The 16,101-nt window shown below is 65.7% G+C and carries 17 protein-coding genes; 8 read left to right on the top strand and 9 right to left on the bottom strand.

Features of this window, described 5'->3' with window-relative positions:
* Nucleotides 1-60: 60 nt before the first annotated feature.
* The 4 genes from BV210_RS08595 to BV210_RS08610 all read right to left on the bottom strand — a co-directional run bounded on the left by BV210_RS08595 (nucleotide 61) and on the right by BV210_RS08610 (nucleotide 2,064).
* The gene (locus BV210_RS08595; RefSeq protein WP_077206230.1) at nucleotides 61-402 is read right to left on the bottom strand and encodes a glutaredoxin; all 342 of its coding nucleotides are present in this window, start codon (nucleotides 400-402) and stop codon (nucleotides 61-63) included.
* A 73-nt stretch (nucleotides 403-475) separates the two neighbouring features.
* Complete coding sequence (locus BV210_RS08600) at nucleotides 476-721, bottom strand: BolA/IbaG family iron-sulfur metabolism protein (RefSeq protein ID WP_077206231.1); 246 nt, start codon at nucleotides 719-721, stop codon at nucleotides 476-478.
* Nucleotides 722-899: 178 nt separating this feature from the next.
* Entirely contained in the window at nucleotides 900-1,553 is a 654-nt protein-coding gene (locus tag BV210_RS08605) for a lactate utilization protein (RefSeq protein WP_077206232.1), read from the bottom strand.
* A gap of 88 nt (nucleotides 1,554-1,641) precedes the next feature.
* Nucleotides 1,642-2,064, bottom strand: coding sequence for a hypothetical protein (locus BV210_RS08610; RefSeq protein ID WP_084802603.1), 423 nt, complete (start codon nucleotides 2,062-2,064; stop codon nucleotides 1,642-1,644).
* 169 nt (nucleotides 2,065-2,233) lie between these two features.
* Here BV210_RS08610 and BV210_RS08615 point away from each other — a divergent pair, with 169 nt between their 5' ends.
* Both BV210_RS08615 and BV210_RS08620 read left to right on the top strand, forming a co-directional pair.
* Nucleotides 2,234-2,707 carry a histidine kinase gene (locus BV210_RS08615; protein ID WP_077206234.1) on the top strand — a complete coding sequence of 158 codons (474 nt, stop codon included), beginning with the start codon at nucleotides 2,234-2,236 and terminating at the stop codon, nucleotides 2,705-2,707.
* A 73-nt stretch (nucleotides 2,708-2,780) separates the two neighbouring features.
* Nucleotides 2,781-3,419, top strand: coding sequence for an IMP cyclohydrolase (locus tag BV210_RS08620; protein ID WP_077206235.1), 639 nt, complete (start codon nucleotides 2,781-2,783; stop codon nucleotides 3,417-3,419).
* Nucleotides 3,420-3,431: 12 nt separating this feature from the next.
* Here the strand turns inward: BV210_RS08620 and BV210_RS08625 are convergent, their stop codons facing one another.
* A complete protein-coding gene (locus BV210_RS08625) occupies nucleotides 3,432-4,454 on the bottom strand; it encodes an AI-2E family transporter (RefSeq protein ID WP_077206236.1) in 1,023 nt (340 codons plus the stop codon).
* Nucleotides 4,455-4,532: 78 nt separating this feature from the next.
* On the opposite strand from BV210_RS08625, the gene BV210_RS08630 reads away from it, so the two are divergent.
* Nucleotides 4,533-5,192, top strand: coding sequence for a metallophosphoesterase (locus tag BV210_RS08630; RefSeq protein WP_077206237.1), 660 nt, complete (start codon nucleotides 4,533-4,535; stop codon nucleotides 5,190-5,192).
* A 14-nt stretch (nucleotides 5,193-5,206) separates the two neighbouring features.
* Here the strand turns inward: BV210_RS08630 and BV210_RS08635 are convergent, their stop codons facing one another.
* On the bottom strand, nucleotides 5,207-6,886 hold the full coding sequence (locus BV210_RS08635) for a hypothetical protein (RefSeq protein WP_077206238.1): 1,680 nt from the start codon (nucleotides 6,884-6,886) through the stop codon (nucleotides 5,207-5,209).
* Between the two features lie 130 nt (nucleotides 6,887-7,016).
* A complete protein-coding gene (locus BV210_RS08640) occupies nucleotides 7,017-8,207 on the bottom strand; it encodes an aspartate kinase (protein WP_077206239.1) in 1,191 nt (396 codons plus the stop codon).
* A gap of 153 nt (nucleotides 8,208-8,360) precedes the next feature.
* Here BV210_RS08640 and BV210_RS08645 point away from each other — a divergent pair, with 153 nt between their 5' ends.
* Nucleotides 8,361-8,744, top strand: coding sequence for a hypothetical protein (locus tag BV210_RS08645; RefSeq protein WP_077206240.1), 384 nt, complete (start codon nucleotides 8,361-8,363; stop codon nucleotides 8,742-8,744).
* Nucleotides 8,745-8,767: 23 nt separating this feature from the next.
* On the opposite strand, the gene BV210_RS08650 is transcribed toward BV210_RS08645, so the two are convergent.
* Nucleotides 8,768-10,468 (bottom strand): DNA-directed DNA polymerase II small subunit, encoded by a 1,701-nt coding sequence (locus BV210_RS08650; RefSeq protein ID WP_077206241.1) that lies wholly within the window; start codon nucleotides 10,466-10,468, stop codon nucleotides 8,768-8,770.
* A 109-nt stretch (nucleotides 10,469-10,577) separates the two neighbouring features.
* Here BV210_RS08650 and BV210_RS08655 point away from each other — a divergent pair, with 109 nt between their 5' ends.
* Entirely contained in the window at nucleotides 10,578-11,273 is a 696-nt protein-coding gene (locus tag BV210_RS08655) for a S26 family signal peptidase (protein WP_077206242.1), read from the top strand.
* A 19-nt stretch (nucleotides 11,274-11,292) separates the two neighbouring features.
* Here BV210_RS08655 and BV210_RS08660 read toward each other — a convergent pair whose 3' ends face one another.
* Nucleotides 11,293-12,939, bottom strand: a complete 1,647-nt coding sequence (locus BV210_RS08660) for a Cdc6/Cdc18 family protein (protein ID WP_077206243.1) — start codon at nucleotides 12,937-12,939, stop codon at nucleotides 11,293-11,295.
* 1,319 nt (nucleotides 12,940-14,258) lie between these two features.
* Here BV210_RS08660 and BV210_RS08665 point away from each other — a divergent pair.
* From BV210_RS08665 to BV210_RS08675, 3 genes are read left to right on the top strand one after another with little or no spacing between them, the layout of a single operon-like run.
* Entirely contained in the window at nucleotides 14,259-14,888 is a 630-nt protein-coding gene (locus tag BV210_RS08665; protein WP_077206244.1) for an Era-like GTP-binding protein, read from the top strand.
* A gap of 4 nt (nucleotides 14,889-14,892) precedes the next feature.
* Nucleotides 14,893-15,285 (top strand): DUF2073 domain-containing protein, encoded by a 393-nt coding sequence (locus BV210_RS08670; RefSeq protein ID WP_077206245.1) that lies wholly within the window; start codon nucleotides 14,893-14,895, stop codon nucleotides 15,283-15,285.
* Nucleotides 15,285-16,013, top strand: a complete 729-nt coding sequence (locus tag BV210_RS08675; RefSeq protein ID WP_077206246.1) for a Zn-ribbon domain-containing protein — start codon at nucleotides 15,285-15,287, stop codon at nucleotides 16,011-16,013. Before BV210_RS08670 ends, BV210_RS08675 begins: the two co-directional genes overlap by 1 nt.
* The last annotated feature ends 88 nt before the right edge of the window (nucleotides 16,014-16,101 follow it).

The raw sequence follows: 16,101 nt of genomic DNA on the forward strand, positions 1-16,101 counted from the left end.
CGGCTCGCTGCTCGCTCCAGAGAACGGTCGATCGGCAGCACAGCGGCCGCACGTCCCGGCTCAGGCCGACAGTTTCGCTTCGAGTTCGCCGCGCTCGTGGAGCTGTTCGAGGATGTCGCTCCCGCCGACGAACTCGCCGTCGACGAACGTCTGGGGGATCGTCTCGCGACCGCTGTGGCGTTCCAATGCCTCGCGGTGTTCGTCCAGCGCGTCCAGCACGTTCACCGTCGCCACGTCCTCGCGGTGTTGCTGGATCAGACCCAGGGCCTTCCGGGAGTAGCCACACTGGGGCATCAGCTCGGTGCCCTTCATGAACAGCGCGACCTCCTCCTCCTCGATGGTCTCGTCGACGCGCTCGCGGACCTCTTCGGGCGACAGGTCGGGTTCGGGATCGAAACTCATGGGTCAGGAGAGTGGGCCGACGCCCAAAGGGGTTGTGCCGCGGACAGTGCCCGCTTCCGATCGCCGGTTCCGCTCAGCCCTCGTACTCTTCGGGCGTGTACGTCTCCAGTTCGATGGCGTGGATGTCCCGCGTCAGGTGGTCCCCGAGCGCGTCGTGAACCAGCTGGTGCTGGTCGACCAGATTCTCGCCCTCGAAGGCAGGCGAGACGACGGTGACGGCGTAGTGTTTGTCGTCGTCGGGATCGCGGGGCGTCGTGACCTCGGCGGTCGCGTCCGGAAGTTCCGATTCGATGAGGTCGGCGACGGCGGTTTCGTCCATACCCGGGAGTACACCGCCGCGGGGAAAACCGCTTCGTCACCCGGCGTGGCCTGTTCGCGGCCCTGCCGATCCGGGACGTTGCGCTCACGGACTGGCGTGAGCAGTGCTGTCGAATGCAGTGTGCACCTGAAACAGGGGGAGCGAAAGGGGTGGGAGCGTAGAAACGGGACGCGGGTACTCAGTACCCGAACTGATCGCGGATCAGCACGACCGTCGTGCGGCCCTCGTCGAGTTCCTGCCGGAAGATCAACTGCTTGGCGACGGCGCTCTCGACGCCGTAGGCTTCCTTGGCGCGCTCGTTCTCGAGGGGGTAGGCGACCGATTCTAACCTTTGGAGCGCGGCGTCCAGATCCTCGACGATCTTGTTGACGCCGCTGACGATGGTGACGTTCGCGGCGGCGAAGGGGTAGGCACCGATACGGCTCCCCGAGCGGTCGGCCGCGACGAGCTCGCCGGTCTTCGCGATGGCGTTGATCCCGCCGAGGAAGTGGTCCGCGGTCTGGGCCTCGCGGCGGGCGGCCTGTCGCTCGGCGTCGTCGTCGATGCTCCAGATCTCGTTGGGCAGGGCCTCCCACTCGTGGTCGCCCTCGGTCAGGTACTCGTCGAAGCCGATCTCCTCCAGCGTGGTAGAGTGGCCGTTCATCACCGACGCGCCCGCCGGGATGTGGGATTTGAGCGTCGACAGCGCCTCCTCGGCGGAGTCGACCACGACGACCTCGAACCCGTTGGCTTCGAGGTTCTCGACTGCTTCCTCGACGGTCTCGTCGTCGGGTACCTGATCGAGGGACTCGTCGATCTCTGTCTCGTCGGCGTAGTCTGCTTTCTGGGACATTCTCGTCTCTGCCTACCCGCGCCAGACCCATAAAGAATCGCGGACGCCGGTGTTAGCGGGTGACACCGGTGTTACCGGGCGGATCGGGTCAGTCGTTCTGGCGGTGGTTCGAGCCGGTCACGTCCGGCGGCTCGCCGGTGACCCAGTTGTTCTCGTCGAGGACGATCGTCGAGACGACCGCCGCGACCTCGCGGGCGCTCTCCTCGCGGCCGAAAAACGAGACGTTGCCCAGCGAGTCACCGACCGTCCGGCTCACCTCCGTCGTCGGGCGGTCGGCGTCGCCGACGATCTCCTCGACGGTGCGAGTGAGCCGCTCGTCCAGTTCCCGACGAGCAGGGCCGGCGAGCTGAAAGCCCGTCGGGAGGAGATCGTAGGTGACGGCGTATCCCTCCTCGTACTGCTCGACCGCGAAGAACGGTTCGGCACTGTCCTGTGCCCGCTCGTACTGCTCGTCTCGGGTGTCCAGGTCCCGGTAGATCGGGACCTCCTCCGGCGCGTAACCTGGGGCCACGGGCGACGGTAGGGGACCGAGTGTGATGTACTTTGTCCGGGTAGGATGACGTTACTCGTCCCGGTCCGCGTGTGCACAGTGGACGCACGTGCGGATGGGGTGCATTACCACAACTACGGAGTTGTGAACGATCGGCGGGGCCTAAATCGCCAATCGTGGTAGAGTATGTATGGCACAGGAAACCGGTTCCACGGTAGAGCGTGGACGCGTGTACAGAGAGCGACGAACGTGGGTGTCGGGGGCGGTCGCCGGGATCGCCGGCGGCGCGGTCATGGGTGTGTTGCTGTCGGTGCTGCTGACCCCCGTGATCGAAGTGGCGATCCCTGCGCTCGTGGGACTGAGCGGCGGGCTGGCGGGCTGGGTCGTCCACATGTCGATCAGCGCCGTCTTCGGCGTGCTCTTCGCCGCGCTGGTGACGCTGACGCCGCTGGCCGACTACACCGACCGGCCGCTCGCGCTGGTCGGGGTCGGCCTCGCGTACGGAGCCGTCCTCTGGATCGTCGCCGCGGGATTCGTCATGCCGATCTGGCTGAGCGCCGTCGGGTTCCCGATGGCACCGCCCGTCCCGAACCTGAACCCGACGAGTCTACTCGTCCACCTGGTGTTCGGGGCAGTCGTCGGCCTCGTCTATCCCTACAGCTGAGCGGGCGGGAGCATCGTGACCGTCCCCGGCGGGGATCGACACCTACTTTCCGGCGACCCGTAGAGAACGCAGTATGTACGTCGGCAGATTCGTCGTCGTCGCACCCGACCGCGCCGCGTATCGGGTCTCGTCCCGATCCTTCCCGAACCGCCGGATCGTCGCCCGCGAGGGCGGTGCCACCCTCACCGTCGGCCCCACCGAGGACGCCCCCGAGACCGACAACCCGTACATCTCGTACAACTGCGTCCGCGAGGTCGACGGGTCGGTCGTCGTCGGCAACGGCAGCCACGTCGATCCCATCGCCGAGAAGCTGGGTCTCGGCTACCCAGCACGGGACGCGCTCGCGGAGTCGCTGCTCGCGCTGGACTACGAGAAAGACGACTACGACACGCCCCGGATCGCCGGGGTCGTCGGGGGTAGCGAGGCGCGAAGCGCCTCGAATCAGTCGAGCGGGGAGGACAGCGACCCGCGAGACGACGAGAGCTACATCGGCACCGTCCGCAAGGACGCCCTGCTGGTCGAGCAGGTCGAGGAGCCCACGCTCGTCGCCACCTACGAGGAAGACAGTCCGACCGCCTTCGACCTCGATAGCGAGGACGCCGCCGACATCGCGAGCGAGGTCTACGACCACGAGTTCGAACACGCCGTCTGCGCTGCGGGCGTCGTCCGGGACGGGGACGGGATCGAGACGGCCATCGAGAACGGCGAGTAAGCGAACTACAGGTCAGCCATCCGCAGTCTCCAGTTCCTCCCAGTGCTCCGAGACCACGGTGAGGGTCGCCTTCAGTCCGCCGAGGACGACCGGGCCGAAGAACAGCCCCATGATGCCGAAGGCGTACGCGCCGCCGAGGACGCCGACCAGAATGACGGCGGGGTTGAGGCGAGCGTAGCGGTCGACGGCCAGCGGCCGGAGATAGTCGTCGGTGAGGCCGACCACGACGACGCTGTAGACGAACAGTCCGAGGGCGAACGCGGGTCGCCCGACGAGCAGGAGGTAGACCACGGCGCCGCCCCAGACCGGGATGGCGCCGATGAGCGGGACCATCGCGAGCACGATCATCACTGCCGTCCAGAACGCCGTGTTGGGGATGCCGACCGCCAACAGTCCGAGGCCGGCCATCAGCCCCTGGACCACCGCGACGAAGACGTGGCCGAACAGGACGGCCCAGATCATGCCCTCGAGTTCCGACGCGAGGTCGTTCCGGATCGACTGGGGAAGGGGGACGGTCCGGTGGAGCCAGGCCACGAAATCGCCGCCGTCCTTCAGGAGGTAGTAGACCAGAAAGAGGGCGAGCGAGATCCCGATGACGAAGTGAGTGATGGTCCCCAGAGCTGCCGGCGACCGCTGGAAGAGGGCTTGCGCGATGTCCTGCCCCGAGTTGGCGATCGTACCACCGAGGTCGACCTCGCGCCCGGTCGCGTCGGCGATCCGGGCCTCCAGTTCCGCGACCGGAACCGCGTTCGCCTCGAAACTCCCGAAGATCCGCCAGGCCTCGTCGGCGATGGTCGCGAAGATGGCGGCAAACGGCGCGACGAAGCCTACGACGGCCAGAACCAGCAGGACGGCCGCGGCGACCATCGACGAGACGACGGTCTCCAGCCGGCGTTGTAACGGATAGAGCACGAACGCGACGAGGACGGCACCGAGGACGTACTGGACGAAGGGCAGTACCAGCATCAGGGAGAGGACGGCCAGCACAGTGACCAGTCCGAGGAGCGAGCCTTTGCTGCGGTTCACGCATCCCATTCAACGTTGGGCGGCTTAATACCCCGACGCGCTCCCGACGCGGCCACACTTAACCCGCTCCGGTGACTCCGATCCCGTATGCGACTCGCCGTCATCTCCGACGTGCACGCGAACCGCGTGGCCTTCGAGGCGGTGCTTTCGGATATGCCGCCGGTCGACGGCTACCTCTGTGCCGGCGACGTGGTCGGTTACGGCCCCTGGCCCGCCGAGTGCGTCGAGCGCGTCCGGGATCTGGGGGCCCCGACGGTTCTGGGCAACCACGACCGCGCGGTCGCCACCGAGACCGGCTTCGGCTTCAACAGCATGGCCGACGCCGGCGTCAGGTACGCCAGCGAGCACTGCTCGGCCGACCAGATCGAGTGGCTCCGGAGCCTCCCCGACGAACGCCTCGAACACGACGGCCGCGTGAAGATCGTCCACGGCCACCCCGACGACCCCGACCGCTACACCTACCCCGGACTCTACAAGCCCGCGATGCTCGACGACGAGGACGTGCTGATCATGGGCCACACCCACGTGCAGGCCCACGAGGTCTACGACGAGGGGATCGTCATGAACCCCGGCAGCGTCGGCCAGCCGCGCGACGAGGACCCTCGTGCGGCGTACTCGATCCTCGATCTCGACGCCATGACCGTCGAGGAACACCGTGTCGAGTACGACATCGAGCGCGTGATCGACGCCGTCGCGGAGGCCGACCTCCCCAAGAAGATCGGCAAGCGACTGCGGAAGGGGCGGTGAGGACGGGGAGCCACTCAGTCGCGGTTCCGGCCCACCGCGAACGCACAGAGTGCCAGCACTGCCAGCACGACGCCCGCGACGCCGAATCCGGGACCGTCGGCGGTCGTCGTCGCGTCGGGTGACTCCGCACCCGGATCATCGGCGGGCTGTGCCGCGGTTTCGGGCGACGGGGTGTCACCCGTGGTCGGCGACGGAGTGGTCCCCTGCTCCGGTGTCGCGGGCGGTTCCGGGGACGGCGGTGCCGGCGTAGTGGACTCGTCGTCGCCGGTCGTCGACTCCTCGTCGAACTGCACCGACTGGCTGGCGGTGTCACCGTGGACCGCGAGGCTCGCGTCGAACGACGCGCCGCTACCGACTGCCGTTCCGTTCTCGACGGCCAGCCGATCGGTCCGCAGGCCGACGTACAGCGTGTCGTTGCCCCGGTCGGGGCGGACGGTCAGCCCGCCGTTCCGGGACGTGTTCAGGAGTTCGATTCGGGCGTCAGCGGGGCCGTCGATGCCGAAGTCGACCACGTCACCGGGGACCGCCGACTCGTTCCGGGCGGTCGCGAGGTCGAGAAACGCCTGCACGAAGCGGTCGGGGCCGGTGTGGCCCTGCACCGCCGTCCGGAAGGGTCCGAACAGGCTCGCACCCCCGGCCTCGTAGACCAGCGCCGACCCGTTCGAGACGGTCCCGGCGGTTGCTAGCGTGCCGTCAGCGGCGGCCGTCCGGAGGCTATCGCTCGTCGCGTTCGTGAGAGCATCGGCCGGACCGGTCCGCGCTTCGAGGGCCGGATCCGAGGACTCGGTGACCGTCAGCGTCGAGGTCGCGAGCGTGTCGTCGCGGTCGCGGATCGTGAGATCGTACTCCTCGGTGTCCAGCGGATAGTCACCGCCGGGCACTTCCGGGACGCGGATCGACTCGACGCTGTCCTCGGGAGCACGGACGCTCAGTCCCCGCCGTGTCCAGTAGGGACGAGCGTTGCCGTCGAACGGTGCATTTCGGCCGATCAGATGCGTGTTCAACGAGAGTGTGACGCGGCCGTCGTCGTTCCCGTCCACGACGGTCGCGGTGATATCCAGGTCGTCCCCGGTTATCTCCAGTTCGGCCTCGTCGGTGTGTTTTAGCCCGACCGGGACGGTGACGACGCCGGACTGGGCCGTGGAGAACGTCGCACCGTCGCCACCGTCGTCGAGGAAGCCAGCGCCGACACACTCACATCGGACGACCTCGGTCGTCGCTGTCGCCGTCGTGTTCCCCGCCGCGAACTCGAAGGTGTACGGGCCGGTCACGGCGGTCGAGAAGTTCGCCGGGATAGTCGCCGTCCGGTCCAGTACGCGCATGCGGAACACGCCACCCTCGGTCTCGCCGAAGTCCGCGACGTCGGGGTCGTCGGTCTCCAGTTCCTCGTCCAGCACCTCGGCGATCGACGAGGCGTCGAGGCGCTCGCTGCGTACCATCACCGTGTAGTTACTCCGATTCGCCGTGAGTCGGAGCGGGTTGTGCGTCTCGGGGACCGTCACGTCACTGGAGGGCCACTCCGGGGACGCGAACGAGGCGTTCAGCGTCAGGTCGTCAGTGACGTTCGTCGCGCCGGTCGTGTTCGATACGCCGTCGGTCTGGGCCGCGGCCGGCCCCGTGGCGACTGCCGCGACGCTCGCGAGCGCGAGCGCACAGAGGGCCAGGGCGGCTGCGTGCTGTCGTCGTGCACTCATGTCTCTCTCCCACCCGGAGGGTTTCGTTCAGGGCGGATATCCGAGAAACTATTCAGCGAGTATGAATGTCTTTTGGTGTCAGTTCGAGTGACAGAATATCGAACAGGAACCGGCGGAATACGGACGGCGATCAGTCGCCGAAGACGGTCTGGATGTGACCCAGTGCCTCCTCGCCTTCGTCCCAGTCGACGAAGACGGCGACGGAGGTGGCGCTGGTGATCACGTCGTGGACGTTGATGCGTTCGTCCGCGAGGGGGGCGACGATGCGGTTGACGATGCCGGGTTCGGTCTGGAGTTCGCCGCCGGTGACCCGGATGACGGCGTAGGGGTCGTCGACGGTGACGGAGGAGAGGGTGCTCGACTCGACGACCTCGTCGTGGAGCAGCGTCTCGGCCTCCTCGGCGTGGTCCGCGTCGATGTAGAAGGTGATCGAGTCCATCCCGGAGGAGACGGCGTCGACGTTGATACCGGCCTCGGACAGCGCCGTCGACAGTTTCGAGAGGATGCCCGGCTCGTTCCGGACCGCGCGGCCGGCGACGGTGAGACAGGACAGCCGGTCCTCCTGCATGTCGATGAGGTTCTCGAACTGCCCCTCGATGGAGGTCCCGCCGGTCATGATGTCGCCGTGCTGGTAGTGGACGACCCGGACGCTCATGTCCTCGCCCTTGTAGGTGAGTGCACTCGGGGCGACAACCTCGGCCCCGCGGAAGGAGAGATTTCGGAGTTCGTCGACGGTGATCTCGCCGACGTTGCGCGCGCCCTCGACGACGCGCGGGTCGCCGGTCATGACGCCCTCGACGTCGGTGACGATGACGACCTCGTCGGCGTCCATGTACTTCCCGAGCATCACGGCGGTCGTGTCCGAGCCACCGCGGCCGAGTGTCGTCACGTTCCCGGCGTGATCCTGTGCGAGGAACCCGGTGATCACGGGCACCACGTCGTCGTTGTGCATCTGTTCGGCCAGCACCTTCGCGCGGCGGGTGGTCTCGTCGACGTCGACCTCGCCGTGTTCGTCGGTGATGACCGGCCAGTCGTCGCTGCCCGGTTCGAGGAAGACGGCGTTGACGCCGCGGGCGGAGAGTGCGCCCTTCAACATTCGGACGGAGGTCCGCTCGCCCATGCTGACGATTTCGGCGCGGTCGGCCTCGTCGGCCTCGTACTGGATCTCGTCGAGCAGGTGGTCCGTCGTCGACCCCATCGCGCTGGCGACGACGGCGACCTCGTGGCCCGCCTCGACGGCCGCTGCGATCGAATCCGCGGCCCGGTTGACCCGGTCACCGTTTCCCAGACTCGTCCCACCGAACTTCGAGACTACGCGCATACGATCACCGCCGCTGGCGTGTGTGCGTCGCTCATGTGCTGGCGTTAACCAGCGCCCGGGATAACTGTGTTCATTAGCGATGCCCGTCCGAACGCCCGGTTTCGACGACCGCCCCGGAGCAACTATTTTCCCCGGAGAGCGCGATGCAGGAACATGGACGTCCGTGACGCCGTGGAGGCGGATGCCGGCCGACTCGCGGAGTTGACCGGTGCACCGACCGACGTAATGTGCAACCTCGTCCACGACCGGACGGTCCGGGTCGCCGAGCGCGACGGAGAGATCGTCGGCTTCGTCAGCTACGACGCCCGCGAAGGGACCATCCACGTCACGCAACTGGAGGGCGAGCCCGCGATCTGTGACCGCCTGCTCGAAGAACCCGTCCGCTTCGCCCGCGGCGAGGACATGGCCGTCGAGTTGCTCGTCCCCGAACCCGACGACGTGGTGCAGTCCGCCGCCGACGACGCCGGCTTCGACCGCGTCGGCTCCGGCCCGCTGTTCGAGGGCACACCGACCGTGAAGTACCGGCTCGACGGCTAAAAGAGCGAGCGAACCGCTCGCGATCAGGCGAACTTCCGAATCGTCAGATCGAGCGTATCGAGGTCGACGATGGGGGCCATCGCGGTGTCGGGATCGATGTTGACGCTCTCCTGGAACGCAGTTTGAGCCTGCCAGCAGCCCGAGTTGATCGTGAGAACGTTGTGGTACTTGCCGTAGCCGAACTTGTGGACGTGGCCGGCGTGGAACACGTCGGGCACCTCGTCGATCACCAGATAGTCCTCCTCCTCGGGAGCCAGCCGCGTGTGCCCGCCGAACTGCGGTGCGACGTGGCGTTTCTTCAGCAACTGGTACATCGCCCTGTGGGGTTCGTCGTAGTTGGCCTTCTCGTCGGGCAACTCGGCGATCACCTCGTCCAGCGAGACGCCGTGGTACATCAGGACGGAGACGCCTTCGACGGTGACCGTCGAGGGATTGGCAGTGATCCGGCAGTCGTGAGCCGACATGATCTCCCGTAACTCCTCGTCGAATCCCGGCTGGGGCTCCGCGAGGCGCACGGCGTCGTGGTTGCCGGGAATCATGACGATCTCCATGTCTCCGGGGACCTCCTTCAGGTACTCCGAGAACTCCCGGTACTGGTCGTAGATGTCCACGATGTCCAGTTCCTCGTCCTGGTCGGGGTAGACACCGACACCCTCGACCATGTCGCCCGCGATCAGCAGGTACTCGACCCGCTCGGCCTCCTCGGTGTGGAGCCAGTCGGCGAAGCGCGACCACGCGTCGGCCATGAACTCCTGGCTGCCCACGTGCACGTCGCTGACGAGGGCGGCGCTGACCTCCCGGTCGGCCGTCGAGGGCTTGTAGGTCCGGGGAATCTCCGGGAAATAGAGGTCGTCGACGAAGAGGATCCCGTCGCCGTCGCTGTTGTCGTCCGAGAGGGTGCCCTCGACGGCGATGACCTCGTCGTGGAGCAACTCACTGACCTGTTCGGCGGTGTCCCGGTCTTTCATCACGAGACAGGGGTAGACCCCGTTCGTGTCTTCGAGTTCGATCAGCCAGTGCCCGCTGGCCGTCGACCGGATGTCCGAGACCATCCCGACGATGGCGGCCTCGCTCCCCCCGGCCATCGACGAGAGCGTGTCCGTCGGACGGTGGTTGATCCGCCCGCGCAACTGCCCGCTGAGTCGCTCGTAGCGGTCGCGGAACACGGCCACGAAGTCGCTGTACTCGCCGGTCCCCGTCGACTGCCCGGTCATGTCCCCCTCGATCTCTACGTCGTGCAGGGCGGTGTCGATGGACCGCTCGCCGGTCGGCGCGGGGTCGCTCGTCGTTCGCCGGTCGGTTTCCGCGGTCGCGTCGGACCCGGTGCCAGCCGATTCGGCGGCGGCCGGACCGGTCGCCTCCGACGCTCTCACGGACCCCTCGGACCCCCCCGTTTCAGGTGGAGCGCCAGCCCCGGATTCGGCCGACGTGGCGGGGTCCGTTCCACTCGAAACAGAGGGGTCGGGAGTCGGTGGCTCGGATGCAGCGTCACCCGTGGTCGCAGTGGCGGTCGAGCGCTCGCGGGAAGGGTCCGCGTCGGCCAGGGTCGACTCGACGTGGTCGGCCGAGAGCTTGATCGCGTCGTCGGGCGCGGTTTCGAGTGCGCGCTCGATGGCGCGTGCTGGATCGTCGGCGTTCGCGAGCAAGGTGACGGCCTCGCGGTCGGCGTTGTAGCCGCGCTGGGCGAGGACGCTGACGATGCGGGCGGGCGTCTCCAGCGGCACGGATCCACAGAACGGGTGGCGAAGCTAAAGCGTATCGGACCCGAAACCGTCGAGCAACAGGGGGGCGGACCCAGAAAGTTGAAGCGTCGCTCGGCACAACCCGGTAGCAATGAGCGAACGTAGCGACGAGGGGGAGCGACGGGGGCCGAATCCGCCGGCGGAAGGAAGTTCTGCCGAGCGGGGTGGGTCGTTCCTCGACGACTTCGCGACGAGCGTGCTGGCCGTCGTCGGTATCGGCATCCTTCTCTTTGCCATCAGCGGCGTCTGGCCGCCGATGGTCGCCATCGAGAGCGGGAGCATGCAACCGAACATCGGGGTCGGCGACCTCGTGTTCGTGATGGAGGAAGAGCGGTTCCCCAGCGACGATGCCATCGAGGACACCGGTGTCGCGACCGTCTACAGCGCGAATCAGAGCGACTACCGGAAGTTCAACCGGCCGGGGGACGTGATCGTCTACGAGCCAAACGGCAACGAGCGAGCCACACCGGTGATACACCGGGCCCAGTTCTTCGTCGAAGAGGGCGAGAACTGGTACGAGCGGGCCGACCCGGAACATCTCCCGAACGACGTCGACTCCTGTGAGGACCTCCAGCACTGTCCCGCGGAGTACGACGGGTTCATCACGCGCGGTGACAACCCGACCTCGAACAAGCGGTACGACCAGGTACAGGGCGTCTCCAGGCCCGTCAAACCCGACTGGGTGATCGGCACCGCCGAGTTCCGTATGCCCGGACTGGGCTGGCTCCGCCTCAACTTCCAGACGGGGCCGGTCGGGACCGCCGACGCCGCCGCGGCGGCGACCTGAAACGAGCCTTTTCGCGTCGTCAGTTGTCGAACCGCGCCTGCACGAACGGCTGGACGTCCTCGATGTCGCCCAGCCGGGAGTCCGACAGGAGAACTGCCTCGGTCTCGTCGATTGGCACCGAGAGGCTGATCTCCTTGGTGCGCCCGTACCGACCTTTCGAGACGACGACGGCGTTGACGATGCCCAGCATGTCCAGTTCGGAGATCAGATCCGTCACGCGCCGCTGGGTGAGCGTGTCCGCGTCGATCTCCTCGCAGAGGCGCTTGTAGATGTTGTACACCTCGCCGGTGTTGATGTTGTGGACGCCGTTTTTCTCCAGCAGGATGATCGCGAACAGGACCAGCTTCGACTGCGTGGGGAGGGTCCGGACCACTTCGACCACGCGGTCGAGTTCGATCTTCTCCTGGGCGCGCCGGACGTGATCCTCCTCGACGCGTTCGGTCTGACCGCGCTCGGCGAGTTCCCCTGCGGTCCGCAACAGGTCGAGCGCCCGACGAGCGTCCCCGTGTTCCTGTGCGGCGAAGGCCGCACACAGCGGGATCACGTCGTCGGAGAGGGCCCCCTCCTCGAAGGCGTCGTTCGCGCGGTGCTGGAGGATGTCCCGGAGCTGGTTGGCGTCGTAGGGCGGGAAGACGATCTCCTCCTCGCCGAGGCTGGACTTGACCCGCGGGTCGAGGAAGTCGGTGAACTTCAGGTCGTTGGAGATGCCCATGATCGACACCCGTGAGTTGTCGAGTTCGGAGTTCATCCGCGAGAGGTTATAGAGGGTGTCGTCGCCGGATTTCTCGACGAGCTTGTCGATTTCGTCGAGCATGATGACGACCACGCGCTCGTGGTAGTCGACGGCCTCGAAGAAGCTGTTGTACACGCGGTCGGTCGGCCACCCGGTCATGGGGACCTCCTCGAACTCCTCGCGGTCGTCGTCCAGGTCCTCGATCCGGGCGTCCAGTTCGTCGACGGTCTCGATCTCGTCGATCCCCGGCCCCGAGCCCACGGACACCCCCGTTTCGAGTGCACTCCCGTCTGCGGAAGCCAGGGCGGAGGGGTCGTCTTCTGCCCGTTCGCGGAGGTCTTCCAGTTCGGCGATACGGTCGTCGATCACCGACCGGTTCTGCTCGATGAACTTGTTGGCCAGTTGCGCGAGCACGCGGTACTGGGTGTCGGTGACCTCGCAGTTGATGTACTGGACCTCACAGGGGACCTCGTACTTCTGAGAGGTGGTCTCCAGTTCCTCGCTGACGAACTTCGCGCTCGCGGTCTTGCCCGTCCCGGTCTTGCCGTAGATGAGGATGTTCGACGGTGTGTCCCCGCGCAACGCCGAGACGAGGATCGTCGCCATGTTGTTGATCTGTTCCTGTCGGTGGGGAAGCTCCCGGGGCGTGTACGACGGGCGCAGTACCTCCTTGTTCTCGAAGATGGGCGCGCCGCTGAGCAGGTCGTCGAACAGTCCGCGCGACGCCTCGTCGAGGTCGCCGTCTTCCTCGACGTCGTCGAGTACCACGTCGTCCAGCGACGAGTCGGAGATCGACGTCTCTACGTCGACGCTGGATCGGCTCTCGTCGCCCGCCGCATCGTCGAGCGGTGACTGGCCGTCGGGCCCGCTCTGCCCGTCTCGCTTCCCCGCTCCCGTGTCCGGTCCGTCGGATTCGTTTCCGCTCCCTGTCATAAACGTACCCCTCTGTTTCGGGTGGAGAGGAACACCACGCGTCCCAGAAACGGCCCGTGAGTCGTCGAAGATCCGCTGTAGGTGGAAATCGGGCTTTCCGAGGACGTCCAGTTGAACCACAAGAACCCGTGGTTGACGAGCTATTAAATATTTCGATCGTTGAATGATCAATAGTCCACAGTATGGAGCCGTTGCATCCGATATCAGACCGTAGAGTCGGCGTTCTCGGCGATCGACGAGAGTGGGAAGACTCCGCTGACACCGGGGAACACCCCCGTTTCAGGTGTAACGGAGAATAGATCCGTCTCACCCGGGAAACGATGTGAACGTGACGTGCAATTCGAGCCAGAGAGGAGAGCAGTAGTTCCGGCCAATAGCGTCAACGGAATCGAGAGATCTAGTTGACGTTTTCGAGTGAGCGGATCGACGAGAGAGCAAAAGACGAGAGAGCAGAACCGGAACACCAGCTGGGATCGTCGTAGGTTGGAGAACGGTTCCGGTGGGGAGAGCGGTTCGACGGGAAAGGATGGGGTGGGGAGGGACCCCCCCACCCCTTCGTTTCGGGTGGAACGGTGTGGAGGAGGGGTGGGGGGACCCCCTCTCTAGAGAGGGGAAGCATTAAGTAACCACTCTAACAATCAAACCCGTAGAACACCCAAACACCCTTTCTTCTAGTGGAGCTAGTATGTTGTGTGGCTAGAGTCAGCGAAATCAGCTAGACTAGTGGAAAGTATGCCTAGAGGCACGCTCCCGTGGAGTAACCTCCATATCCATCGACGACTCGCTGCTCACCCCCACCCCGGCATTCCTGCCGTTCCACTCGAAACAAGGGGGTGGGGGGCTTCCATCCCGGTCAGTCCAGATCAGGTTTTCACCGCACTGTGGTAACTGGTACCGTGGCATTCCCATTCGTCATCTACACCCTGCTCCGTTTCGGGTCCAGCCCGATCATCCGCCAATACTTTCCCGTCGACCCTCCCCCGTCAACACTTTCCCGTCGACACTCTCCCGCCGACCCTCTCCTGTCGACACTCTCCCATCGACCCTCTCCTGTCGACACTCTCCCATCGACACCTTCCCGTCGACTACCTCTGCCCGGCTCACGGGACCGTTTCTTCCGTTGGTTGCTTTCCGACACGTCCAGCGGACGTGCCATATCCTGCCCCGTCCATCGTTTCACCCCATCGTTTCCCCACGAACCGGCCACTCTCCCACCGAATTAGTATCGGAGTATTTATGTATGTCTGACGTACACTTAAGTCGATTCGGTCGGGAAGTACCCGCAGAAGCTCTCTCACGGAGAGAGCGGGAGGCCCAGGATGGGACTGATCACGGACATCCGAGACAGTATTTCGTCGTTGTTCTCGGCGCAGGACCCGAAGCGAATCGGTATCTACGGTCCACCAAACGCCGGGAAGACGACGCTGGCGAACCGCATCGCTCGCGACTGGACAGGTGACGCTATCGGCCCGGAGAGTCACATTCCACACGAAACACGGCGCGCACGCAGAAAGGAGAATGTCGAGATCGAGCGCAACGGCAAGTCGGTCACCATCGACGTGGTCGACACGCCCGGTGTGACGACGAAAGTCGACTACACCGAGTTCCTCGAACACGACATGGAGAAAGACGACGCCGTGCGCCGCTCACGCGAGGCTACCGAAGGCGTCGCCGAGGCCATGCACTGGCTGCGCGAGGACGTCGACGGCGTCCTCTACGTGCTCGACTCCACCGAGGACCCGTTCACGCAGGTGAACACGATGCTCGTCGGCATCATCGAGAGTCAGGACCTGCCCGTCCTGATCCTCGCGAACAAGACCGACCTCGAGGACTCGAACATCCGCCGCATCGAGAACGCCTTCCCCCAGCACGAGACGCTGCCCCTGTCGGCGCTGGAAGGCGACAACATGGACGAGGTCTACGACAAGATCGCGGAGTATTTCGGGTGATCTCATGCCGGAAGTGAAAAAAGCAGACGACGGCGACGACGGCGTGCAGATCGACCTCATCAGCGGTGAGCGCATGGAGAACATGACCTCCATGGAGAAGATCCGGATGATACTCGACGGTGTCCACGAGGGGAACATCGTCATCCTCGAAGAGGGACTGTCACCGGACGAGGAGTCCCGGCTCATCGAGGTCACGATGACCGAGATCAGCCCCGACGAGTTCAACGGGATCGAGATCGAGACGTATCCCCAGTCCGGGAGCACGGACTCGGGACTGCTCAACCGGCTGATGGGCAACAACGAGACGAAGAAGCTGACGGTGATCGGGCCGGCGAACCAGATCGAGACGCTACACAAAGACGAGACGCTGATCAGCGCCCTGGTCTCACGGAAATAATGCCCCACCAGTGTACGAGCTGCGGCCAGGTGTTCGACGACGGCTCCAAGGAGATGCTGTCGGGCTGTCCCGACTGCGGCGGGAACAAGTTCCAGTTTCACCCCTCCACCGAGGACGTCCCGGACGAACCGGAGCCGTCGGCCGAACCGCCGGACCCGCCCGCGCCCGACAGCTCCGTGGCCCGTACCGTCGGGAGCGCGGCCGCAACCGTCCGCGACCTGGTCGGTGGCTCGGGCGGGTCGAAGTCCGCGGGCGCACCCGACGACGACGCGTCGTCCGCCGCCCCGGAACACACGCCGGCCGACTCGATTCCGTCTGAACCGGCCCCGGCCCCGGAACGCACCCCGGGCGAAAATCCTCCGTCACGTGAAGACGCCGCACAGGCCGACGCTCGCAGCGAAGTCGTCAGCCCGGACGAGATTCCCACGGATGCCGACGTGGACACCCGGGACGACGCACACGCACAATCCGACGCGACCGGCGACGGACCCGTCCCCGATTCGGCGGGCGGTACCGGCGGCCGCGTCGCAAGCGAACCCAGCGAGGACCGCCCGGACCTGAGTGACCTCCGCGAGGAACTCAACGACCAGTTCGAGAGCATCAAGGTCCTGAGTCCGGGACAGTACGAACTCAACCTGATGGAGCTGTACGACCGCGAGGAGTACATCATCGCCCTCCAGGAAGACGGTCGGTACACGATTCAGGTTCCCGAGAACTGGCACGATTGATCTCCCGCTCCACTCGTCACGCTCGACGGACTCTTCGCTAGGTTACAGGAAACGACCCTGACATAATCGTTATACAAATGGCCGAGTA

The sequence above is a fragment of the Halorientalis sp. IM1011 genome (assembly GCF_001989615.1).
Taxonomy (GTDB): domain Archaea; phylum Halobacteriota; class Halobacteria; order Halobacteriales; family Haloarculaceae; genus Halorientalis.

Coding starts and splice junctions, on each gene's coding strand:
- BV210_RS08675 (WP_077206246.1), top strand. CDS start 15,285: ATGCCCCACCAGTGTACGAGCTGCGGCCAGGTGTTCGACGACGGCTCC.
- BV210_RS08665 (WP_077206244.1), top strand. CDS start 14,259: ATGGGACTGATCACGGACATCCGAGACAGTATTTCGTCGTTGTTCTCG.
- BV210_RS08595 (WP_077206230.1), bottom strand. CDS start 402: ATGAGTTTCGATCCCGAACCCGACCTGTCGCCCGAAGAGGTCCGCGAG.
- BV210_RS08670 (WP_077206245.1), top strand. CDS start 14,893: ATGCCGGAAGTGAAAAAAGCAGACGACGGCGACGACGGCGTGCAGATC.
- BV210_RS08600 (WP_077206231.1), bottom strand. CDS start 721: ATGGACGAAACCGCCGTCGCCGACCTCATCGAATCGGAACTTCCGGAC.
- BV210_RS08660 (WP_077206243.1), bottom strand. CDS start 12,939: ATGACAGGGAGCGGAAACGAATCCGACGGACCGGACACGGGAGCGGGG.
- BV210_RS08625 (WP_077206236.1), bottom strand. CDS start 4,454: ATGGGATGCGTGAACCGCAGCAAAGGCTCGCTCCTCGGACTGGTCACT.
- BV210_RS08605 (WP_077206232.1), bottom strand. CDS start 1,553: ATGTCCCAGAAAGCAGACTACGCCGACGAGACAGAGATCGACGAGTCC.
- BV210_RS08615 (WP_077206234.1), top strand. CDS start 2,234: ATGGCACAGGAAACCGGTTCCACGGTAGAGCGTGGACGCGTGTACAGA.
- BV210_RS08640 (WP_077206239.1), bottom strand. CDS start 8,207: ATGCGCGTAGTCTCGAAGTTCGGTGGGACGAGTCTGGGAAACGGTGAC.
- BV210_RS08620 (WP_077206235.1), top strand. CDS start 2,781: ATGTACGTCGGCAGATTCGTCGTCGTCGCACCCGACCGCGCCGCGTAT.
- BV210_RS08645 (WP_077206240.1), top strand. CDS start 8,361: ATGGACGTCCGTGACGCCGTGGAGGCGGATGCCGGCCGACTCGCGGAG.
- BV210_RS08635 (WP_077206238.1), bottom strand. CDS start 6,886: ATGAGTGCACGACGACAGCACGCAGCCGCCCTGGCCCTCTGTGCGCTC.
- BV210_RS08630 (WP_077206237.1), top strand. CDS start 4,533: ATGCGACTCGCCGTCATCTCCGACGTGCACGCGAACCGCGTGGCCTTC.
- BV210_RS08655 (WP_077206242.1), top strand. CDS start 10,578: ATGAGCGAACGTAGCGACGAGGGGGAGCGACGGGGGCCGAATCCGCCG.